The sequence below is a fragment of the Polaromonas sp. genome (genome assembly GCF_012927455.1).
Lineage (GTDB): Bacteria > Pseudomonadota > Gammaproteobacteria > Burkholderiales > Burkholderiaceae_C > Polaromonas.
Map to the genome: position 1 here is coordinate 370,799 of NZ_JABBPE010000002.1, position 20,896 is coordinate 391,694.

Annotated in this window: 17 protein-coding genes; 8 read left to right on the plus strand and 9 right to left on the minus strand. The window is 61.1% G+C overall.

What is annotated here, in order from left to right; genetic code table 11:
* Nucleotides 1–340: 340 nt before the first annotated feature.
* Both treF and HHJ18_RS02315 read right to left on the minus strand, forming a co-directional pair.
* Nucleotides 341–1,945, minus strand: coding sequence for an alpha,alpha-trehalase TreF (gene treF / locus HHJ18_RS02310; RefSeq protein WP_296911125.1), 1,605 nt, complete (start codon nt 1,943–1,945; stop codon nt 341–343).
* Nucleotides 1,942–2,709 (minus strand): glucose 1-dehydrogenase, encoded by a 768-nt coding sequence (locus HHJ18_RS02315; RefSeq protein WP_296911127.1) that lies wholly within the window; start codon nt 2,707–2,709, stop codon nt 1,942–1,944. The genes treF and HHJ18_RS02315 overlap by 4 nt, the downstream gene beginning before the upstream one ends.
* A gap of 174 nt (nt 2,710–2,883) precedes the next feature.
* Here HHJ18_RS02315 and HHJ18_RS02320 point away from each other — a divergent pair, with 174 nt between their 5' ends.
* Entirely contained in the window at nt 2,884–3,078 is a 195-nt protein-coding gene (locus tag HHJ18_RS02320) for a hypothetical protein (protein WP_296911128.1), read from the plus strand.
* A 79-nt stretch (nt 3,079–3,157) separates the two neighbouring features.
* Here the strand turns inward: HHJ18_RS02320 and HHJ18_RS02325 are convergent, their stop codons facing one another.
* Entirely contained in the window at nt 3,158–4,060 is a 903-nt protein-coding gene (locus tag HHJ18_RS02325) for a LysR substrate-binding domain-containing protein (protein WP_296911130.1), read from the minus strand.
* 111 nt (nt 4,061–4,171) lie between these two features.
* Here HHJ18_RS02325 and HHJ18_RS02330 point away from each other — a divergent pair, with 111 nt between their 5' ends.
* On the plus strand, nt 4,172–4,918 hold the full coding sequence (locus HHJ18_RS02330) for a sulfite exporter TauE/SafE family protein (protein WP_296911131.1): 747 nt from the start codon (nt 4,172–4,174) through the stop codon (nt 4,916–4,918).
* 120 nt (nt 4,919–5,038) lie between these two features.
* Here HHJ18_RS02330 and HHJ18_RS02335 read toward each other — a convergent pair whose 3' ends face one another.
* The 4 genes from HHJ18_RS02335 to HHJ18_RS02350 form a co-directional block, all read right to left on the minus strand.
* A complete protein-coding gene (locus HHJ18_RS02335) occupies nt 5,039–5,899 on the minus strand; it encodes a hypothetical protein (RefSeq protein ID WP_296911134.1) in 861 nt (286 codons plus the stop codon).
* A 116-nt stretch (nt 5,900–6,015) separates the two neighbouring features.
* The gene (locus HHJ18_RS02340) at nt 6,016–8,352 is read right to left on the minus strand and encodes a YgiQ family radical SAM protein (protein WP_296911136.1); all 2,337 of its coding nucleotides are present in this window, start codon (nt 8,350–8,352) and stop codon (nt 6,016–6,018) included.
* Nucleotides 8,353–8,626: 274 nt separating this feature from the next.
* Nucleotides 8,627–9,097: a GAF domain-containing protein gene (locus HHJ18_RS02345; RefSeq protein WP_296911138.1), complete on the minus strand. Its 471-nt coding sequence runs from the start codon at nt 9,095–9,097 to the stop codon at nt 8,627–8,629.
* A 31-nt stretch (nt 9,098–9,128) separates the two neighbouring features.
* A complete protein-coding gene (locus tag HHJ18_RS02350) occupies nt 9,129–9,596 on the minus strand; it encodes a CHRD domain-containing protein (RefSeq protein ID WP_296911140.1) in 468 nt (155 codons plus the stop codon).
* A 270-nt stretch (nt 9,597–9,866) separates the two neighbouring features.
* On the opposite strand from HHJ18_RS02350, the gene HHJ18_RS02355 reads away from it, so the two are divergent.
* The 3 genes from HHJ18_RS02355 to HHJ18_RS02365 all read left to right on the plus strand — a co-directional run bounded on the left by HHJ18_RS02355 (nt 9,867) and on the right by HHJ18_RS02365 (nt 14,612).
* Entirely contained in the window at nt 9,867–10,784 is a 918-nt protein-coding gene (locus HHJ18_RS02355; RefSeq protein WP_296911142.1) for a Ku protein, read from the plus strand.
* 18 nt (nt 10,785–10,802) lie between these two features.
* Complete coding sequence (gene ligD, locus HHJ18_RS02360) at nt 10,803–13,442, plus strand: DNA ligase D (RefSeq protein ID WP_296911144.1); 2,640 nt, start codon at nt 10,803–10,805, stop codon at nt 13,440–13,442.
* Between the two features lie 822 nt (nt 13,443–14,264).
* Nucleotides 14,265–14,612, plus strand: coding sequence for a hypothetical protein (locus HHJ18_RS02365; protein ID WP_296911146.1), 348 nt, complete (start codon nt 14,265–14,267; stop codon nt 14,610–14,612).
* A 134-nt stretch (nt 14,613–14,746) separates the two neighbouring features.
* Here HHJ18_RS02365 and HHJ18_RS02370 read toward each other — a convergent pair whose 3' ends face one another.
* Nucleotides 14,747–15,784, minus strand: coding sequence for a PA2169 family four-helix-bundle protein (locus HHJ18_RS02370; protein WP_296911148.1), 1,038 nt, complete (start codon nt 15,782–15,784; stop codon nt 14,747–14,749).
* Between the two features lie 342 nt (nt 15,785–16,126).
* The gene (locus tag HHJ18_RS02375) at nt 16,127–16,858 is read right to left on the minus strand and encodes a glutathione S-transferase (protein WP_296911151.1); all 732 of its coding nucleotides are present in this window, start codon (nt 16,856–16,858) and stop codon (nt 16,127–16,129) included.
* Nucleotides 16,859–17,159: 301 nt separating this feature from the next.
* Between HHJ18_RS02375 and HHJ18_RS02380 the strand changes: the two genes are divergently transcribed.
* Genes HHJ18_RS02380 through HHJ18_RS02390 form a run of 3 tightly spaced genes read left to right on the plus strand, consistent with a single transcriptional unit; the run spans nt 17,160 to nt 20,763 of the window.
* Nucleotides 17,160–17,588: a hypothetical protein gene (locus HHJ18_RS02380; RefSeq protein WP_296911153.1), complete on the plus strand. Its 429-nt coding sequence runs from the start codon at nt 17,160–17,162 to the stop codon at nt 17,586–17,588.
* Nucleotides 17,585–19,114, plus strand: a complete 1,530-nt coding sequence (locus HHJ18_RS02385; RefSeq protein ID WP_296911155.1) for an ATPase domain-containing protein — start codon at nt 17,585–17,587, stop codon at nt 19,112–19,114. Before HHJ18_RS02380 ends, HHJ18_RS02385 begins: the two co-directional genes overlap by 4 nt.
* Nucleotides 19,114–20,763, plus strand: a complete 1,650-nt coding sequence (locus HHJ18_RS02390) for a diguanylate cyclase (RefSeq protein WP_296911157.1) — start codon at nt 19,114–19,116, stop codon at nt 20,761–20,763. Before HHJ18_RS02385 ends, HHJ18_RS02390 begins: the two co-directional genes overlap by 1 nt.
* Nucleotides 20,764–20,896: the final 133 nt, after the last annotated feature.

The following is a 20,896-nucleotide window of genomic DNA, read 5'->3' on the forward strand; positions in this document are numbered from 1 at the left end:
TGCTGTGCAGTTGGGTATACGTCGTGCAAGGCTTTTCTGGAAGTGAAAATTCGCTCGTGAGACCGCCTGTCGGACATCACCGCATCACATCCACCCATGACTTGGGCGACCACTACACCAGGCGCAAGCGCTGCATCTTCAGTGGAGATTTTTTCCCTACGGTAGTGCGCCGGGGCGCGGCGGCGACATCAACCGCAAAACGCTGGAAGCTTTTTTGAAGTTCGGCTTTGAGCCAGGCGTCTGCCAGCGCATGCTTGGGGAGAAAGAGCTTTTTGCGCCGCAGGTGCTGGGGTCGCACAAGATTTAGGCCTTGGGCTTGTGCAGGGTGAACTCAGATAAATCATGAATTTGCCAGCCATCGGCGCGTCACACCATTGGTCCAGCCAAACCCGTCTTGCAGCGGATATTCGCCCCCGCCTCCGCCAGCCGCCCGGCCATGCGGCAAATCACGCAGCGCGTACTTTTCAACCAGCTTGCCCTCACGCTCAAAGACCGCTTGCACTGTGGAAAGCCAGCGCTGACGGATATCGCTGGCGAGCGAAGTCAGCCCGAAATTTTCAAAACCCGTGACCGCCATCCATTGCAGCGGCGCCCAGCCGTTGGGCCGGTCCCATTGCTGGCCGCTCGCCTGCTCGGTGGTGGCCAGCCCGCCCGGGGCAAGCAAGCGCCGACGCACCGTATCAGCCACCGCAACCGCCTGCGGCCGGCTCGCCAGGCCGGTAAAAAGCGGTGTCACAGTGGCGGCGCTCAGGCAGCTGCGCTGCCGGTCCTGCTGCCAGTCAAAGTCAAAATATGCGCCTTCGCCAGCGTTCCACATCAGCCGGTCCATCGCTACGCGGCGCTGAGCCGCGCGCGTCTCAAACGCACTGCCCCTGGCGCTGTCGCCGGTGTTTCGGCTCAGGCGCGCGATGGTCATTTCGAGCTGGTACATGAACGCATTGAGGTCAACCGGCGCCAGGCTGGTGGTGCATGTGCTTGAAAGCGAAAGACTTCCGGACACTGCCGGATCAGGAGAATCAGCAGAATTAGGATTGCGCAGCCACCTGGTGCTGAAGTCCCATCCCGATTCAGCGGCCGCCCGCAAATCACGATAGACCTCGGCGGCCGGCCGGTCGGCTTGCGCCGCTGTGGCCACGTCCTCGCGCCAGGACTCCTCGCGCGGCGTGTCGCGATCGTCCCAATATCGGTTGAGCAAGGCGCCGCCCTGCAGCGCGACCACATGTCGCCATGCCTCGCCCGGGCGCAGCCGTTCAGCCCCGTCCATCCAGTAAGCGTGTTCGCGCAGCAACTGCGGCAAATACCCTTGGGCGCGTTGCCCGCCGCAGGCTTCGCACAGCCCGACCATGAGCGCGAACACCGGCGGCTGGGAGCGGCTTAAATAATAGGTCCGGTTGCCGTTCGGAACATGGCCGAAGGTGTCGATCAGGTAGGCGAAATTGTCGGTCATCGCGTGCACCAGCTCGGCGCGGCCGCTTTGGGCCAGCCCCAGCATCGTGAAGTACGAATCCCAGTAGTACATCTCGACAAAGCGCCCGCCCGGCACCACATAGGCATGCGGCAAGGGCAGCAGCGAACTTTTTTCCGGGTGAGCGGCCGGCTCGCGCGTCAGCACCGGCCACAGAGCGTCTATGTGCTGCACAAGCGGCACGCCAGGCGTGCAGACATAGGCGCTGCGATCTATGCACGGCGGCGCGAAGTGTTGATGGACAAAGGCGTTCAAGTCAAAGCCTGGCCGGCCGCATTGCACACGGTAGGCCGCAAGGATGGCGGATGGCTCGTCTTGTGGAGCGCAATCAACAAACGCCTTGCAGTCGTCAAAAATCCCGCCGCTTTGCACTGCGATGAAAAGCTCCTGATAGCGGTCGGCCGGCGTGTGGACGTCGGCCGGTGGCGCACTCGCGGCTGCCGCCTGCCGGGCCTCGGGGCGACAGTCGATGGCCTTCATTGCTCGGCGTAGTTCCAGAGCAGGCCACCGTCCACCACGTACGTCGTGCCCGTTATATAGCCGGCATCGTCAGACGCGAGAAAAGCCACCAGCCCTGCCACGTCTGACGGCAAGCCGAGCCGCCGCAAGGGAATTTGCGTCTCAAGCCGGCTAACCTGCGCGGGGTCGTCGAGCAACTTGGAATTAATGGGGGTGCGAATCGCCCCTGGCGCAACATTGTTGACTGTGATGCCGAGCGGCGCGAGTTCAATGGCCAAATTGCGCATCAGCATTTTGAGACCGCCCTTGCTCATGCAATACGGCGAAAAGTTTGGAAAGGGCAGCTCTTCGTGCACAGAACTGATGTTGATGACCTTGCCCGGATGGCCGGCACGGCGGCAATGGGCGGCAAAGGCCTGGGTCAGAAAAAACGGACCCTTTAGATTGGTGTTCAGGACCTGGTCGTAATCGGCTTCCTCTACCTCCAGAAAGCCGGCGCGACGCTCGATGCCGGCGTTGTTCACCAAAATATCAATGCGCGGAAAGGCCGCGGCAGCTTGCGCAACCATCGCACGCACCGCAACCACGCTGGAAACATCGGCCACCAGCACTTCACAACGTCGCCCGCAGGCTTCGATTGCCACGCGGACCGCCTGGGCGCGCTCATCGTCTGAGCGCACGTTGAGCGCAATGTCCGCTCCTTGCTCAGCCAGCTTGAGTGCGATGGCTTGTCCAATACCCTGCCCGGCGCCGGTGATCAACGCGACTTGATGGTTTAGCTGCATTAGCGATGGAGCGTGGCAGCGGCGGTGAGTTCCCGGCAAGCTTGCAAGCGCTGCAAAATTGTGTAGCCGCCGTGCTGGAGGAAAAAGGGAAGTCAGGGCGACGTCGCCTGGGTCAGTTTTGTCAGACTCGGTCGAGAATTGCAGTGCTAGCCATCGCCTTGATGGTTTCGCGGCTTGCTCGATCTGTTGCGACGCTTCCAGGCCGAAGGCGTGGCCTATTTGCTGGTCGGCGGTCACGCTGTCCGCCTCAACGGCTTTAATCGCGACACCGAAAACATGGACATTCTCCTGCCCTCTTCCCTTGAAAACGGCCGCCGGGCGCAATTTGCTGGTGCGTTATACCCTGCATGCAATTCTCCGACTTCCTGAAATTTTGTTCAGGAAAATAGATTTTTATAGCAATTCGAACATCGCCTTTCACTCGGCTTCGTTGTGCAAATTGAAATAGTTACACACAACGCGCAGCCGCAGCCGCCTTCAGGAATTCATACAGTCGCCCAGCCGGCTGCGAAGCCGGAAAATCAACGGGCGCGCAAAGCAACAACGAGCGCTGCGCCCAGGCGTCCGACAGCGGCCGCACGGTGAGGCGCGTGCTACTACCGGCGCGCGTGAGCACGGCAGCGGGCACGACTGCCGCGCCTACGCCTTGCGCCACTAGGGTGCATATCGCGTCGAAGCTGCCGAGGTTGGCGCGGATGCGCATGGGCTTGCCCAGCTGAGCCGCCTGCAGGCTTAAGTACGTTTGCAAGGCGCTTGATGCGCTGTAACCCACCAGCTCGATCTCCAGCGCCTTCGCAAAGGCCACGGAGCGGCTGCGCGCCAGCGCGTGCCCGCGCGGCAACACGACCACCAGCGGGTCCCTGCAGAAAAATTCCGTGCGCAGCCCGGTCATATCCACAGCGTCCGACACGATGCCCAGGTCGGTGGCACCCTGCTTAACCGCATGCACGGTGAGGTGGCTGGCGCTTTCCTCCACCACCGTGTCGATGGCCGGATGCTTCAGCAGAAAGCTCGCGAGCAATGGCGGCAAGTGCTGCACCAGTGCCGAGGTATTGCACATCAGGTGGATTTTTCCGAGTGCGCCGCGGCCATGCAGCGCCAGCTCACCGCGCAGCTGCGTCATCTGCGCCAACACAGCGTGTGCATGGCGCAGCAGTGCTTCACCTGCGGCCGTGGGGCGCACGCCGCGTGAGTGGCGCAGCAGCAGTGCCACGCCGGCCTGCTCTTCCATGCCGCGTATGCGCGCGCTAGCCGCGGCCAGCGTCAGGTGCGAGCGCCCGGCGGCTGCGGTCAGGCTGCCGGCTTCGCAGGCATGCACAAAAAGCTGAAGGTCGGTCCAGTCAAAACGCATAGCGATCACCCCAGGTACATAGCCATCGCTAAGCCTACCTCAAGCAAAGACAGATAGTCACCGTCGCTTCCACAGACCAAAATAAAAGCTCTGTTTACTTCAGGTGCATTCATGTTCGTTCCCAATGTCCACGACTTCATGGTGGTAAGTTTTGTTTTCTTCGTGGCGGGCAATGTCAAGGGCTTGCTCGGCATGGGGCTGCCGACGGTGGCCATGGGGCTGCTGGGCCTGATGATGCCGGTGGCCGAAGGCGCCGCGCTACTGGTGTTGCCGTCGCTCATCACCAATCTGTGGCAGATGGCACGCGGTGACCACCTGCGAGCGCTGGCGCGGCGGCTGTGGCCGATGATGGCCGGGGTCTGCGCCGGCGCGTGGATGGGCAGCGGCTGGATGTTGGCAGCCGCCGGCGACGCCATGCTGTGGCTGGGCCTGTGCCTGGCGGCCTATGCCCTCGCCGGGCTAGCTGGCCTGCACCTGCCGCAACCGTCACCGCGGCAAGAAGCCTGGGTTTCAACTGTGGTGGGCGGCCTGACCGGGCTGCTGACTGCTGTCACCGGCGTGTTCGTGCTGCCGGCCGTGCCCTACCTTCAGGCGCTGGGTCTTAAGAAAGACGAGATGGCCCAGGCCCTGGGCCTGTCGTTCACCGTCTCCACCTTGGCGCTTGCCGTGACCCTGACCACCAGCCGGCACCTGAACGCTGACTCTGCGACGCAATCCCTGCTGCTGCTGCTGCCGGCGCTGATGGGCATGTGGCTGGGTCAGCGCCTGCGCGACGAACTGAGCCAGGAGAGCTTTCGTGCGTGGTTCATGTGGGGGCTGCTGGCGCTCGGGGCGGGGCTCGTGTGGCACGATTATTAAAATAAAAATGACCTATAACCCTCATTCCGTATGCGCGAGTAGCTATTAAAAAAATAGCAGATGGCACTCCCATCAGGTAATCACGGCTTCCACACCCGCATGAAACTTCGCTGAACACGATCAGGACAAGTCGACTCCCCTGGCTTGCCGTTGATATCTCACATCAGGCCTCTGCCCCGGCCATTCAAAAGCACGTTTGGCCACCCCATACAGGGCCCACAGAAGCAGCAGCGGCAAGACCAGGGTCTGCAGCAGAAAAATCACGATGAGCTTGATGATGTGCTCGGTGGCCCGCTCTGCTGCCTGTTTAAGCTCGTCAAAATTCTTTTTCACATCGGCGGTTTTCGACAGCCAGCCTTTCATTTGCTCCATCAATCCCGGGGTCTCTGAAGCCATCGGAACAGCGGGGCCGAGCTTGTCCACCTGACCTGATGCCGAGTCCATCAGCTGCTGGCTGGCCTGATAGTCGGCGGCCAGAAATTTTTGCCAAAGCAGGTCGGTGCCTATCGTGACCACGGGAATGGCGAAGCGCAGCATCAGCAAAATAACCAGCATTCTGGACAGCCAGGCAGGCGCGTGCTGGCGCCGCATATAAAGCCAGCACCAGCCCAGCGCTGCAGCGCTTAGTGCCAGTGATATAGGCCAGTAGCCGCCTATGCCGATCAAAACCTTTTGAATTCCGAAAACGACGCTGGCGGCCAGCATCAGGTTGGAAAACTGTTCGACCAGATCGTTGACGGGGTCCAGCACCTGGCCGGGCGCCAGAGTGACCCCCACGCCCAGAGGCGTCACCAAAGCCTCCGTGCCCTGCGCAACCGAGATGGCGGCATTCAATACCCTGGCAGTGGCAAAGCTGACCAGCGCCCTCTTCAGGCCCGCATCGACCTGCTGCATGGCGGGCGCGTCCAGCGGCGCAAGCCAGGAACATAGAACCACGGCGGCCATGGTCAGGGCCACAAGAACCCGGCGGGCTGTCTGCATAGATCTAGTTCTCTTGGGTTGGTAGCGAGCGCGTGCCGGTTTCCCCAACGCTCCTGTTTTGATAGCTGCTCACGCCCGTGCTATATGGGCTGGAGCAACTTTTCATTGCAAAAATGCTAGCGGGCCTTGCGCAACGGCTTGCCGGCAGCCCGGCCAGCCCCGTTGTCGCGCGGCGGCAGGCCGGTGTGCTGCGTCAGCATGCGGCCCTTGACCGGCGCGGCGGGCTTGAGCGCGACCGTAGTCGAGTTCTTGCGCCGCGCGCTGGTGTAAGTGCCGTCAAGCATGGGCTGAAAAGTCGGGATCAGGTGGTGCTTGCCGTTGCCGATCAGGTCGGCGCGGCCCATCGCCTTGAGTGCCTCGCGCAGCAGCGGCCAGTTGTTGGCATCGTGGTAGCGCAAAAAGGCCTTGTGCAGGCGGCGGCGCTTGTCGCCGCGAACGATGTCGACCGTTTCGCTGTCGCGCGTGATCTTGCGCAGCGGGTTCTTGTTGCTGTGGTACATCGCCGTGGCGGTGGCCATCGGGCTGGGGTAGAAGGTTTGCACCTGGTCGGCGCGAAAGCCGTTTTTCTTCAGCCAGACGGCCAGGTTCATCATGTCTTCGTCGCTGGTGCCGGGGTGGGCGGCGATGAAGTAGGGAATCAAAAACTGCTTCTTACCGGCTTCCAGGGTGAACTTGTCGAACAGGGTCTTGAACTTTTCGTAGTTTCCAATGCCCGGCTTCATCATCTTGGTGAGCGGTCCGGCTTCGGTGTGCTCGGGCGCAATTTTCAGGTAGCCGCCGACGTGGTGCTGCACCAGCTCTTTCACGTATTCTGGGCTTTGCAGCGCCAGGTCGTAACGCAGGCCGGAACCGATCAGGATTTTCTTGATGCCCTTGAGCGCACGGCCGCGCTTGTAGATCTTGATGAGCGGGCCGTGGTCGGTGGTCAGGTTCTGGCAGATGCCGGGATAGACGCAGCTCGGCTTGCGGCAGGCCGACTCAATCTCGGGCGAGCGGCATCCCAGGCGGTACATGTTGGCGGTGGGGCCGCCCAAGTCGGAAATGGTGCCGGTGAAACCTTCAACCTTGTCGCGGATGTCTTCAATCTCGCGGATGACGGAATCCTCTGATCGGCTCTGGATGATGCGGCCTTCATGCTCGGTGATCGAGCAAAAAGTGCAGCCGCCAAAGCAGCCGCGCATGATGTTGATCGAAAAGCGAATCATCTCCCAGGCCGGAATTTTGGTGGCGCCGTCGTGGCGGCCGTTGGCGTCGGCGTAACCCGGATGCGGGCCGCGCGCATACGGCAAATCGAACACATGGTCCATCTCGGCCGTGGTCAGCGGAATCGGCGGCGGATTAAGCCAGACATCGCGCGCCGTTGCGCCTTCGCCATGCGCCTGTACCAGCGCCCGGGCATTGCCGGGATTGGTTTCCAGGTGCAGCACGCGGTTGGCATGGGCGTAGAGCACCGGGTCAGCCTTGATCTGCTCGTAGCTTGGCAGGCGAATCACGGTGCGATCGCGTGGCGGCACCTTGACGCTGCCTTTGCCGTACAACGCCGGATTGGGCATGAAGACCAAAGGCTTGATCGCCGGGTTGGATATTGAGACGGCGCCGCCGTCCTTCTCGCCGTCTTCCTTGGCGCAGCTCGCACCCTGTCCGGCCGCCTGCTCGCTGGTGGTCATGTAGGGGTTGATGTGCGACTCGACACGGCCCGGTTCATCAACCTGCGTGGAGTCAATCTCAAACCAGCCCTTGCCGGATTCGTCGTCCTGGCGACGCACGAAGGCGGTGCCGCGCACGTCGGTGATTTGCTGTACCGGCTCTTTGGCGGCCAGGCGATGCGCAATTTCGACCAGCGCGCGCTCGGCGTTGCCGTACAGCAGCAGGTCGCTTTTGGCATCGACGACGATGGAGCGGCGCACCTTGTCGGACCAGTAGTCGTAATGCGCGATGCGGCGCAGGCTGCCTTCGATGCCGCCCAAAATGATGGGTACGTCTTTATAGGCTTCGCGGCAGCGCTGGCTGTAGACAATGGCGGCGCGGTCTGGCCGCTTGCCGCCTATATCGCCGGGGGTGTAGGCGTCATCGCTGCGGATCTTGCGGTCAGCCGTGTAGCGGTTGATCATCGAGTCCATGTTGCCTGCGGTCACGCCCCAGAACAGGTTCGGCTTGCCCAGCGCCTTGAAGGCCTCCGCGCTTTGCCAGTCGGGCTGGGCAATGATGCCGACGCGAAAGCCCTGCGCTTCCAGCACACGGCCAATCACCGCCATGCCAAAACTTGGGTGGTCGACATAGGCGTCGCCGGTGACCAGCACCACATCGCAGCTGTCCCAGCCGAGCGCATTCATTTCAGCCCGGGTGGTGGGCAGAAATTTGGCCGTGCCGAAGCGCGCCGCCCAGTACTTGCGGTAACTGGTCAGCGGCTTGGCGGCGCGCGTAAAGAAGGAGACGTCAACGGGGGCGTTCATGGGGCGGATCTGTAGCAGGCGTTGGCACCACGGTGTGGTGAAACCTACGATTTTGGGGGTAACCCTCGATTTTACGGTTTTAAACCGTTCCGCGCATCGTCAAGGGTACTTGGAGCCCGTCTTGGGCCGAAGGGGCTGGTCATTTCAGGCCAAAGCATCAAAACCCGGAAAATTCACCATGAAATGGCCCCCTAACCCAATAATAACGGGCGCGAGCAGCTATCAAATTGCTAGTAAATAAACAACCCATCAAGGCCAGACCGGGCGCCGCAAATCATTCCAGATAGTCCATCAGCCACGGCGTAACCGATTGCAGAAACTCAATTTCACTGTCATCAATAGCCTGCGGCTTGAGATCGAAATGGCAAAAGGTGCCATAAATCGTTCCTGGCTTGCGCGACAGCGGCAGGCCAAAATAGGCATTGAGGACACCTCGGTAAGAGTGTCCCAGCAGCCGCTCGTCCTGGCTGGAATCGCCGGTATTGAAACCGCCCTCGGCCATGACAAACTGGCAAAAACTGTCTCCCAGCGGGACTTTCGCAAAATTCGATACGGACTCTCCAAGCCGGTCGTACAGGTAAATATTGCGCATCATCGCGCCTTCAAAGCGGTAAATCGCGGTGTAGCGATAGTCGGTGCGGGCATTCAAAAACTTCAGGCCCGCTTCAACGCCGCCCCGCTCAATTTCAGCCAGCAAGGGGCCGCGGCTTTCACTCAGCATTTCCGTTTCGGCGGAAGGATTCATCCCTGGTTTTTCTGCGAAAGATGCCATAACACTAATTCCTCACTGTCATCTGCCCGCGCACTTCACCCCCCGGATTGGCGGCAGTATGGACATTGGCGTACCAGCGACCGGCCAGCAAATCAGCCGCCTGCGCTGGCGTCAGCGTGGCACGGCCTTCCTGCGGGCTGCGGACGGGAGCGGTCCAGGGCAAGGCGACCCCGGCGTTGACGCCTATGGCGGCAGGCCCATGAAAGTGTGCCGCCGTGGCAGGCCCCGAAAGACCGCTGAAATTGGCTTTCCAGCGAAATTCGCTGGTTTCCTTGTTGAAAACCGCGTCAACTGAACCGTTGCCCTGGCTCGCGTTGGGCGGCACCTCGTTGGCAGCGCGCAACTGAGTGGTGAAGGCCACCAGGCTGGACTCGCGCTTCATCATGCCGCAGCCGCTTACCGCTGCCAAGGCAATCAGGGATACCAAGGTGATTGCGGCGAAAGACGTGCTGGATGAGGGGCGACGGATCATGGTCAGTTCCTTTTACTTTTGAAGCTCGATTGTCTGTTCGACACCCGTAAAAACGCCATAGGACAAACGCCAATAAGGCCCGTCGGCATTGGACGACCCGCCTTATGAGCCGGGCTGGCGGTGTGAGCGCTGAAGGGCGGATGGCCTCTATTGGCGTTTTTTCCTACGCCATCGGAATCCGGCCGCCGACAGCAGGCCAGCACTGGCGCGGGAACAGTAACGCAATGGCCGTAGGCCAACATTTCCCAGCAAAAACACAGGGGCACCCACATGGCTTCACGCGCTTTATGGAAAGGAGCCATCAGCTTCGGTCTGGTGCACATTCCGGTGGCCCTGCATTCGGCCACCTCAGACAGCGGACTGGACTTTGACTGGCTGGACAAACGCAGCATGGACCCGGTCGGCTACAAACGGATTAACAAGATCACCGGCAAGGAAATCACCAAGGAAAACATCGTCAAAGGCATTGCCTACGAAAAAGGAGAAGGAGACGGCCAGTACGTGGTGCTGTCCGACGAAGAGATCGCAGCGGCCTATCCCAAGACGACGCAGACCATAGAGATTGAAAGCTTTGTCGCCAATACCGAGATTCCCTTCATCTACCTGGAGCGACCCTACTACATTGCGCCCATCAACAAGGGCAAAAAGGTCTACGCCTTGCTGCGCGACACGCTGCTGCAGACGCAGCGCGTGGGCATTGCGCGGGTGGTGATTCAAACCAAGCAACACCTGGCTGTGCTGGTGCCGTCGGGGCCCGGGCTGGTGCTGAATTTGCTGCGCTGGGGCGGCGATATCCGTTCTTGGGAAGAGCTGGACTTGCCAGCCGAAGGCGCCAAGGCGGCCGGCTTGTCTGAACGCGAACTGGCCATGGCCAAACAGCTGGTCGATGACATGACCACGACTTGGGACCCGAAGCTTTTTACCGACTCGTTCAAGGAAGAAATCATGGCGCTGGTCGAACGCAAGGCGAAGGCAGGCAAGCTGGAAAAGGTGACGCAACTGGAAGCGTCGGGTGACTCCGCTGAAGGCGGTAGGGGAGCGCAAATACTGGATCTCACAGAGTTGCTGCAGCGCAGTCTGCGCAAAGGTGGCTCGGTTGGCGATGACGCGCCCACACCCAAAACCCCATCCACCAAGGCCGCAGCAAAGAAACCTGCGCGCCCCGCCGGCAAGCAGCGCGCCGCCTGAACTCGACACCCCGCCGTCATGGACAACCGCGAGCTTCATAACCCGCCTGACCCGCTTGACCCGCTTGGGAAGTACCGCGCCAAACGCGACTTCATGCAGACGCCCGAGCCCGCTGAAGGCGGGCAGCGCGCGGACCAGGCGCTGACCTTCGTGATTCAGAAGCATGCCGCGCGCAATCTGCACTACGACTTTCGTCTGGAACTGCAGGGCAGCCTCAAAAGCTGGGCGGTGCCCAAAGGGCCCAGCCTGGACCCGGCCGTCAAACGCATGGCCGTGCAGGTTGAAGACCATCCGATTTCCTACGCCAGCTTTGAAGGGCTTATTCCTCCAAAACAATACGGCTCGGGCAACGTTATCGTCTGGGACCGTGGCATCTGGACGCCATTGGGCGATGCGGAAAAAGGCCTGCAAAGCGGCAAACTGAAGTTTGAGCTGCACGGCGAGAAGCTCAAAGGCGGCTGGACGCTGGTGCGCATGCACGGCCGCAGCGACGAAAAACAGCCGACCTGGCTGCTGATCAAGGAGCGCGACGAGCATGCCCGCGCTGAGCAAGAATTCGATGCGTTGAGGGCTCTTCCCGACAGCGTGCTGAGCGGCAAGCCACTGCCAGCCAAACCAATCCTGAAAGCCGGCGCCAAAGCGCTTCGAAAGACCCCGCAACGCAGCACGGCGACCAAGGCACCGTCCCCTGGTCGCCTCCCCGCAGGCGCCGTCAAAGCCGCGCTGCCCGACAGCCTCGCCCCGCAACTTGCCATGCTAGTAACGCGCGTGCCCGCCGACGCTGAAGACTGGATGTACGAGATCAAGTTCGATGGCTACCGGCTGCTGACCCGCATTGAAGGTGCGTCGGTGCGCTGCTTCACGCGCAACGGCAAGGACTGGAGCGCCAAGCTGCCCGCGTTGGTCAAGGCCGCTGGGCAGCTCGGCCTGGGGTCAGGCTGGCTTGATGGCGAGATTGTGATGCTGAACGACAAAGGCCTGCCGGACTTTGGCGCGTTGCAAAACGTCTTTGACAGTGCCCACAAGGCAGATGCCGCCGAGATTGTTTACTTCGTCTTCGACCTGCCCTACGCCGACGGGCTGGATCTGCGCGCGCTTGCGCTGACCGAGCGCCGTGACAGGCTGCGCGCCGTGCTGGCGCGCCAGCCGCAGGGCAGCATTCGCTTCAGCGAAGCGTTTGCGCAAGCCCCGCAAGACCTGCTCGCTTCCGCGAAGCGCCTGGGGCTGGAGGGAGTGGTCGGCAAGCGTGCCAGCTCACACTACAGATCAAGCCATTCGCCCGACTGGATCAAGCTGAAAACACAGTTGCGCCAGGAGTTTGTGATTGGCGGCTACACCGCGCCCAAAGGCGCACGCGCCGGGCTTGGCGCCCTGCTGCTAGGCGTGCACGACGCGGATGAAACGCTGTGCTACGTCGGCAATGTTGGCACTGGATTTTCTGAGAAAACATTGCGCGATCTGCAAGCTCGCTTGTCCCAAATTCACAGCGAGCGCAGCCCCTTTGCCGCGCTGCCCGCTGCGGTGAAAGGCCAATGGGTCAAACCACAGCTGCTAGCGGAAGTATCTTTTGCCGAATGGACCCACGCCGGCCGTATCCGCCACGCGGTATTCCAGGGCTTGCGCCTTGACAAAGCAGCGTGCCACATTGTTCGCGAAAGCGCGGTGACGCCGCCAGAGCTGGAGAAAGGACATGCAGTGCCCCCGCCAAGCAGTACCCCCACCACCCCCAGCAGCGAGAGCGCACCCAGTGCCAGCCCGGCCTTGCGCACGCTGCGCCTCACGCATCCCGAACGCGTCATCGACCCGAGCAGCGGCTTTACCAAGAAAAACCTGGTCGAGCATTACGCCAGCGTTGCCGCGCTGATCTTGCCGCACCTGAAGGCCAGACCGGTTTCGCTGGTGCGCGCGCCGTCGGGCATAGAAGGCGAGTTGTTCGTTCAAAAACACGCCGAAGCCACGTCCATTCCGGGCATCAAGCTGCTTGACCCCAAGCTCGACCCTGGCCACGCGCCGCTGCTCGAAATCGCAACTGCGGATGCCCTGCTGGCGGCCACTCAGCTCAATGTGGTCGAGTTTCATACCTGGAACGCCACCAGCCAGGCTATCGGCAAGCCAGACCGCATGATCTTTGACCTGGATCCGGGGGAAGGCGTGGGCTGGCCCGAAGTGCAAGAGGCGGCGCAGCTGGTGCGAACTCTCCTTGATGAACTCGGGCTGACGGGTTTTCTGAAAACCAGCGGTGGCAAAGGCCTGCATGTGGTGGTGCCGCTCAAACGCGGCCACGACTTTGCCACGGTCAAGAACTTTTCTCATGCCATGGTGACCCATCTGGCGCGCGTGCTGCCGCAGCGCTTTGTGGCCATCAGCGGACCGAAAAACCGCGTCAAGAAGATTTTTGTCGACTACCTTCGCAACGGCTTTGGCGCCACCACGGTGGCGGCCTGGTCGGTGCGCGCGCGGCCGGGTCTGGGGGTTTCTGTCCCCGTGGCCTGGGACGAGTTGCCAGCCCTCACCGGCGGCGCGCACTGGACGGCACGTACCCTGGGCGGACGGCTGGCCACCGGCAACCAGCCGTGGAGCAACTACGCGTCGTCGGCCCAACGCTTGACGGCGGCCATGAAGCGACTCGATTTCAACCCGGCTGCGCAAGCTAAATGAATGCGGGCGGTGCTGGCATGCGCGCTGTCCGGCTTCCTACGCAAACAAAGCCACTCGCCCTACAGGCCGAGCGCGCACGAACTTTTCAAAATCATGATTGAGCAGCAATTTTGCGGCTCATTTACCCCCTCCGGAGAACTTCATGCACTCTGACAACCAAGCCAGCGACCCTAACGACCCGCAAGAACAACGACCCCAGGAAAAAGAGAACAAAAATGGCGAGCACGGCCAGAACGGTAACTTGCAAGATCCGGTCCAAGACCAAACCAGCGACGCGCAACTGAACCAGGGCCCAAGGCAATCAAGGCCAGCAAAGTAGAGAGCACAGCCAGATCGAAATTAGTCAGGAAGACGAAAGCGACGAAGACGTATTTTCAGACGATGCGTCTGACGCCCCACCGCAGCACAACAAGGTTGTGTATGGCGGGCAATCTGACCAGACACTTTGAGCGTTCCCAGCATTTGCGCGGCCTTTGCCAAGCCTTTGGCAGGTTGGTCGAACGCGAGGCGTTGCATCGCGGCACCGGTGTGTGTAGGTTTGTGCCGCGAGTTACCTGCTTGCGCTGGCGCACCACCCGCAGCAGACCTATGATTCGGCAAACGCAGCACGAATTGCGTTTGGAGGCTCATGATGAAAAAATTCGCACCCCTGACTTTGCTCGTTTTGGTTGCCTTGCTGCTAAGCGGTTGCCCTGACTCCAAAATGCCCAAACCACCGCCCAAAGTGCCTGAACCAAAATTGCTGACCGGCACCTTTGTTGGCGCGCCTGCTGCACTGATGGCACATGGGTCTGCCAATAACGCCGCGGCACTGCGGCGTTCATGAACCGCCCTTGCTATCAGGGCCGCCTACTGATAGCGGGCAGTGTGCTGTTCAACGCCTGCGCCGTTCCGGTCAATTTTTCCTCAGCCGCTTTGCCTGCCGATCCTCAGGCGCAGACGGTCAACGTAGAGGGACGGTCTTACCTGATCGGCCCGCTGACCGCCAGCACCTGGACGGCGACCACGAAAGGCGCTGACCGTCCGATTGACAGCAGCGCGTCGGGCAAGGCAGCGCTGCTTCAGGCGATAGAGAACACCTCCGGATGTAAAGTCACCGACAGCGACTTTTCACGCCAAGGCCTGCAACTCGATGCCCAAATCGATTGCGGTGCGCGCTTGAAAAACTAGTGCGACACCATTCAAGATAAAAAAAAGGGGCGGCACTTAATGCCGCCCCCGGGTTGCTGGGCCATGGGGTCAGCAATAAAACGTTTTTGTCGATTGCGCTACCAGGCCAATGGCACGCTGCTTTTTAAAGCGATCTAATCCGAGGTTTTTACGGCGTCGCGCAAAGCCTTGACCTGGTCGTGGCTGCGCTGGGCGCCTTGCGCCTGGCGTTCCACCACGGCCTTGATGGCCGCCGGCAGGTCTTCCTTCAGCGCTTTACGGTAGCGGGCCAAAGCCGCGTCTTCGCCACGTTCACATTCGTCGAGCATGCCCTCGTCGCTGTAACCCGTCAGCGTGCCGCGCACGGACACCCAGCCCCGGTGCAGCGTGCCGCTCATGGAGCCACCTTCATCAGGCTTGCCACCCAATTGCAGGATCAGCCCCTGCAGTTCCACGCTGGCGTCACGGCATTCGTCGGCATGGCGCAGCATCAGTGTCTTGATGTCCTGCGCCACGGTGTGAGAGCCGCACTCCCGAAAGCCATACTCACCATCGCGGCAAGATTCCAGCAGGTTATTGAGGGTATCGATCACATCGTCGTTATCCATATCACCGTTGTCCATGGCATCGCTGTCTACGCCGTCATTATTCAAAGTGGCAGCCGTGCCGCGGGCAATGTCCGGGTAGCTGCTCCGGGAGGCGCCGCTACCCAATTGCGCTTCCGATTCCAGTTGCCTGTCGATACGGTTCCAAGCCGCGCGGCTGGCCACCTTGGCCTGATCCCAATTAAGGGTGGAACGCTCTTTTCTGACGTCCCAATGCGTCGCCAGCCGGCTTTCGGTCTGCTCAAACGTGCCGATATAGTCGCCACGCGCCTCCAGCCCAAGACGGTAGGCCGGGCCGTAGTCGTCGAAGGTTCGGCCGGTTTCGTAGTAGGGTTCGCGGTGGTAGTTGTCGCGCCAATAGGCTTCTTCAGCCGTGGGATTGATGGCTTCAGCGGCGGCTTTGCCGCCCAGGCCACCGGCTACGGCACCGACCACACCACCCACCAAGGCGCCCACAGGGCCGCCAAAGGCACCTGCGGCCGCGCCTGCCCCGGCTCCACCGACGACCGCGCCTACGCCGGTACCCACAGGGTGGGCGCCCGGTTCCTGGCTGATCGGATCAAGATTCTGATTGTTTTCTCTTGCCATGATGTTTCCTGTAAAAAGGTAAAGACACGAATCGCGAGGAAGCGCGAACGCCCAAAACGGGTGCCAAAAGACAGTTCATTTCGGTCGACTTCCATATCTTGGCCGGCAACGCGGCAGACGGTGGTCAGGCAAGCTCAAAACCAGTTGTAGGAGAACACCGCACAGACGTGGAGAAACCGGTGGCGCTGCGACAAGGACATCTTTTGTAGTCGGGATAGCCGAAGCCGCAAGCCAACTTACCGGTGCCAAGTAAAAATCAATAAAAAATCCCGAAGCCCAATCAAATAGGGCGCAAGCAGCTATTAAAACAATAGCATGCACGGCTGCGCACTGCGTGTAGACTCAGCCGTCAAGCTCCGGATAGTGGCGAAAAATGCCTTCTTCGTTGAAAGCAATGCGCCGCTCGCTCGCCAGGTAGGCCGCCACGCGCTTATGCTGCGCCACGCTGTCATGCAGCGCGGCCACCAGCGGCGCCTTTTTCAAGGCGCGCCGCGTCGCTCTGGGAAAGGCGTAGAGCAGGCCATCGACCAGCTGAAACAGCGACAGGTCGGCATAGCTCAGCCGCCCACCGACCAGATGCGCGCTACTCCGCGTCTTGCGCGGGTTACGCGCCAGCAGGCTTTCAAACCAGGCCAAAAACTTCGGCACACGCACCAGCCGAAAGTCCTTGGCGCGCGCGACAGCCTCTTTCTTCTGATCTTCGTAGTACGCGCCCGAGCCCAGCGGGTGGTGCGTGTCATGCGCCTCGGCCACCAGGTCGGCAATGGTCAGCTGAATCTGGTGCGTCCACAGGCGCCGGCGCTCACTCTTGCCCACCAGGCCCAGGCGCGGGCCCAAGTACAGCAAAATGGCCGCCGTTTGGCCGACGATGACCTCGCCGTCAATTAAAAATGGCGGGGCAAACGGCGGCTGCGTCAGCTGGGGGCTTTCCATGAACTGCAGCATCGCGTCAACATCTTTACCTTCTGCGCCCCTCGCCACGTCGACGTAACTGGCGCCCGCCGCCTCTAGCGCCAAACGGACAAATTCGCCGCGCCCCTGAATCGTCGGCCAGTAGTGAAGCTGATAAGGCATAGGTTCAGACCCTTGCAGTTTGTAGACTTCGAATCCTAAGCGAATGTCAAATGGGACAAGAAGGTGAAGGTGGCCGAATTTTTGTAAGACTGCCGGCCGAAACCTGCTGCAGCCACTAAACAAACCGATCTTGCCGTATGTGCAGTGCCGCACAGAACTCTGGCACCAAAATCTGTAAGCTGTTAGCTCCTGTAAAACTTGTTAATCGCAATCGTTGCCCTGTCATCGGGACGATTATTCCGCATTGCCAAATGCCAAAAAGCAGTAACGTAGCGTTATTGCCAAAAACCTATTTGTCTTTATGGAACATCAGGAAAGTAACGGGCTTACACACGGTCTGGGGCAACTGGCAGCACAGGGCGCGGACGTGGCCCGCCTAGCCAGCGCAATTGTTTCGACCTGGGTGAAAATTGAAAGCGCCCTCGCCCCCGTCATCGGCAAGCGCGGCCTTGCAGCGCTTTACGAACGCAGTCTTCACATGGCGCGCACCGGCCATCCCTGGCTGGCGCCGGCCCATGAAGGCGTTGAAACCACAATGGATTTGACTGCATTGAAAGCCGCACTGAAGGGGCAAGACAGTGCGAGCGCTGCAGCTGGCGGCGGCGCCCACTTGCAGGCGTTCTACGAAGTGCTTGGCAGCTTGATCAGCCCGTCGCTGACGCATCGCCTGCTTGGGTCCATCTGGGAACACTCATTGAACGAACCCACCACTGAGGAAAAATTGTCATGACCCGCAAGGTGACCATCAACCGCCTGCCCACCGGCGTACCCGGCCTGGACGAGATAATTGGCGGTGGCCTACCGGAGTTTTCCTTTAACCTGATTGCCGGGCCGCCTGGCTGCGGCAAGACCACGCTGGCGCATCAGATCATGTTCGCGCTGGCCACGCCAAAACGCCCCGCGCTGTTCTTGACGGTGCTGGGTGAGCCTTCTATCAAAATGCTGCGCTATCAGCAGCAGTTTGATTTTTTCGACAGCGACAAGATCAACCACTCAGTGCACTTCGTCAATCTGAGCGAAGAAGCGTTGACGGGCGACCTGGCGGTGGTGCTGGCGCGCATCGCGGCGGAAGTAAAAAAGCATGACCCTGCACTGGTGTTTGTCGACTCTTTCCGCTCGGTTGTACTGGCCGGCACTGCTGGTGCCAGCGGGGCCACTGGCAGCAATCCGGGCAATGAGCTGCAGCTGTTCATGCAGCAACTCGCCATGCTGATGACCAGCTGGCACGCCACGACTTTTCTTATCGGCGAATATTTCACCGAGACCGATGCCAATCCGGTGTTCACCGTGGCAGATGGCCTGATCTGGCTGCGCCAGTCGGTGCAGCGCAACTCCATGGTGCGCAAACTGGAAATCCTGAAGATGCGCGGCCAGTCAACCCTGGCGGGCTTGCACTCGTTTCGCATCGGCCGCGAGGGCGTGCAGGTGTTTGCACCGGCCGGCGCTGGCAAGCAGCTAGAGCCACCGGTTGAAGCGACCGGCGAACGCGTGCAGACCGGCATTGGCCGCCTTGACGAGATGCTCGGGGGCGGCCTGCCGCGCGGCTATTCCATGCTGATAGCCGGCCCCTCAGGCTCGGGCAAAAGCATTCTTGCGTCTTCCTTTCTGGCAGAAGGTGTGCGCTGCGGCGAGACCGGCGTGCTGGTGGCCTTTGAGCAGCGCCCCAGCCCGACGCGCAACCGCCCGATGGACGAGCTGATCAAAACCGGCAAGGTCGGCCTGGTCGATACCGAGGGTGACGACATCTCCATCGATGAAGTGTTGTACTGGCTGATGAAGGAGGTGCGCCGCCTCAAGGCGAAGCGCGTGGTGATCGATTCGCTGTCGGGTTTTGAGCTTAAATTAGCGCCCACCTTTCGTGACGATTTTCGTGAGTCGATGTTGCGTATGGTCACCACGCTGTCTCGCGAGGGCGTCACGGTGCTGATGACCTCCGAGCTGGAAGATCGTTACAGCGACCTGCGCTTCAGCCCTTATGGCACAGCCTTTCTGACCGATGCCATCGTTGTGCAGCGTTACATCGAACTGGACAGCCGCTTGCGCCGGGTGATGGCCGTCGTCAAAGTGCGCGCCAGCATGCATTCCAACGAGTTGCGCGAGTACAGCATTGCCGCGGACGGCATTCATGTCGGCGACATGCTGACCGAGCAGGAGGGACTGCTGGGCGGGCGCCCTACCCGCCGCAACGAACCCGAAGCGGGTGAAGCCGGGCCGGCGGGCAAGGGCGGCCGGGCGCGGCAGACCCAAGGCACATGATGAACACCCCTGCTGACCTGGACGAAAGCCACAATAGCCACAATAGCCAGCGTGTCCAGGTTGCCGACGCCGCCCGGGAACTGGCGCGAATTGAGCAGCAAACCGGCGAGGCACGCGCCGACCTGGCCAGGCTGCTCAGGGAACTGGAGACAGCGCAGACCCGGCAGGGCCAGTCGCAAGCAGCCCGGCTGCTTGAAGCCAACGAGCAACTGGTGCTGGCGACCCTCAATGCCCAGAAGGCTGCCGAAATCAGCCAGCGCGCACTGCACGAAGCGGTGGAGGCGGCACAACTTGACGCGCTGACCGAACTGCCCAACCGCTTGCTGCTGCGTGCCCGTCTGGCACTGGCCGTGGCGGAGGCCAAGCAGCGCGGCGGGCGTGTGGCCTTGCTGCTGATGGAAATCAGCAACTTCAAGGAGATCCGTGACTCGATGGGCGCAGCGGTGGGCGATCAGGTGTTGATGCATGCGACCCGATGCCTGACCAGCGCTGCAGGCGCGCAAGCCACCGTGAGCCGCCACGGCAGCGTCGAGTTTTTGATATTGCTGCCTGACGTGCAGCAAGCTTCTGAAGCCGTCGCTCTTGCTGAAAAAATAGTCGCAGCGCTCGGCGCGCCCGCCCGCTTCAACGACCATGAGCTGCGCCTGAGCGCCAATGTCGGCATCAGCATTTATCCGGAAGACAGTGAGCAGGTTGACAGCCTGATTGATCAGGCGGTGGCCGCCATGTACCGGGCCAAATGGCAAAGCCCCGCCGGCGATTCGCCTGGCGAGAAGGCCGACAGCGAATTGACGCTGGCGCCGCTGCGAAAGCCGGTGGTTCAGCGCTATACCGCGCTGGCCGAACAGGCCCTGCACCAAGCCGACATGCAAGAGGCGAACACCGAGCTGCTGGTATCCGCATTGGGCGCGCGGCAGCTGGTAGAGGCGGCCGAACGCGCGCGGCGCCAGCAGGCCGTTTTCCTCGGAATCCTGGCCCATGAACTGCGTAACCCGCTGGCGCCGCTGCGCAATGCCGCAGCCTTGCTGAGCCGCATTCCCAGCGTCGAGCCGCTTTTGGGACAAGTTCAGGCCATCATTGAAAGGCAATTGAGCACGATGTCGCGGCTGGTTGGAGACCTGCTGGATTTATCCCGCGCGAGTGCGGGCAAGCTGCGCATTGAAAAGCGCCCGGTCGACATGGCAGGTCTGGTTGATAACGTGGTGAGAGCCTGTCGGCCCGGCATGGACTCGCGCCTGCAGCAGTTCGACCTGCAGCTGCCGCCGTATCGGACGGAAGTGGACGGCGATGCGGTTCGACTGACGCAAATCCTCACCAATCTCCTGGACAACGCATCAAAATACACGCCCGAGGGCGGAATGATCGGGCTGTCAATGCAGGCCGAGGGCGATTTCCTGGCCCTCACAGTGGTCGACAACGGCATCGGCATCACTGCCGAGACCTTGCCCGATATTTTCGAGCCTTTTGTTCAGGATGCGCACGCAACGGCCTTTGACAAAAGCGGTTTGGGTATTGGGCTGACGGTGGTGCGCGATCTGGTGGAGGCGCACGGCGGTCAGGTGGAGGCAAAAAGCGACGGCAAGATGCTCGGCAGCATGTTCACCGTCAGGCTTCCGCTCAGCTCAAACATTTTAGTGACTTCGACGTAGTTAACCAGGCTACAGCCCAATAGACATGGGCTTAAGCAGCTATTATTTTTATAGCGCACAAAGACAGAAACCTGGCCGGGCAGCCGGCCTCGGTGCGGTCCAGCCGGATCGGCAACACGCTCGCTCCGGAAAG

Coding starts and splice junctions, on each gene's coding strand:
- HHJ18_RS02330 (WP_296911131.1), top strand. CDS start 4,172: ATGTTCGTTCCCAATGTCCACGACTTCATGGTGGTAAGTTTTGTTTTC.
- HHJ18_RS02340 (WP_296911136.1), bottom strand. CDS start 8,352: ATGAACGCCCCCGTTGACGTCTCCTTCTTTACGCGCGCCGCCAAGCCG.
- HHJ18_RS02390 (WP_296911157.1), top strand. CDS start 19,114: ATGAACACCCCTGCTGACCTGGACGAAAGCCACAATAGCCACAATAGC.
- HHJ18_RS02315 (WP_296911127.1), bottom strand. CDS start 2,709: ATGCAGCTAAACCATCAAGTCGCGTTGATCACCGGCGCCGGGCAGGGT.
- HHJ18_RS02350 (WP_296911140.1), bottom strand. CDS start 9,596: ATGATCCGTCGCCCCTCATCCAGCACGTCTTTCGCCGCAATCACCTTG.
- HHJ18_RS02345 (WP_296911138.1), bottom strand. CDS start 9,097: ATGAATCCTTCCGCCGAAACGGAAATGCTGAGTGAAAGCCGCGGCCCC.
- HHJ18_RS02325 (WP_296911130.1), bottom strand. CDS start 4,060: ATGCGTTTTGACTGGACCGACCTTCAGCTTTTTGTGCATGCCTGCGAA.
- HHJ18_RS02375 (WP_296911151.1), bottom strand. CDS start 16,858: ATGCCTTATCAGCTTCACTACTGGCCGACGATTCAGGGGCGCGGCGAA.
- treF (WP_296911125.1), bottom strand. CDS start 1,945: ATGAAGGCCATCGACTGTCGCCCCGAGGCCCGGCAGGCGGCAGCCGCG.
- HHJ18_RS02365 (WP_296911146.1), top strand. CDS start 14,265: ATGAACCGCCCTTGCTATCAGGGCCGCCTACTGATAGCGGGCAGTGTG.
- HHJ18_RS02380 (WP_296911153.1), top strand. CDS start 17,160: ATGGAACATCAGGAAAGTAACGGGCTTACACACGGTCTGGGGCAACTG.
- HHJ18_RS02335 (WP_296911134.1), bottom strand. CDS start 5,899: ATGCAGACAGCCCGCCGGGTTCTTGTGGCCCTGACCATGGCCGCCGTG.
- HHJ18_RS02355 (WP_296911142.1), top strand. CDS start 9,867: ATGGCTTCACGCGCTTTATGGAAAGGAGCCATCAGCTTCGGTCTGGTG.
- HHJ18_RS02370 (WP_296911148.1), bottom strand. CDS start 15,784: ATGGCAAGAGAAAACAATCAGAATCTTGATCCGATCAGCCAGGAACCG.
- HHJ18_RS02385 (WP_296911155.1), top strand. CDS start 17,585: ATGACCCGCAAGGTGACCATCAACCGCCTGCCCACCGGCGTACCCGGC.
- ligD (WP_296911144.1), top strand. CDS start 10,803: ATGGACAACCGCGAGCTTCATAACCCGCCTGACCCGCTTGACCCGCTT.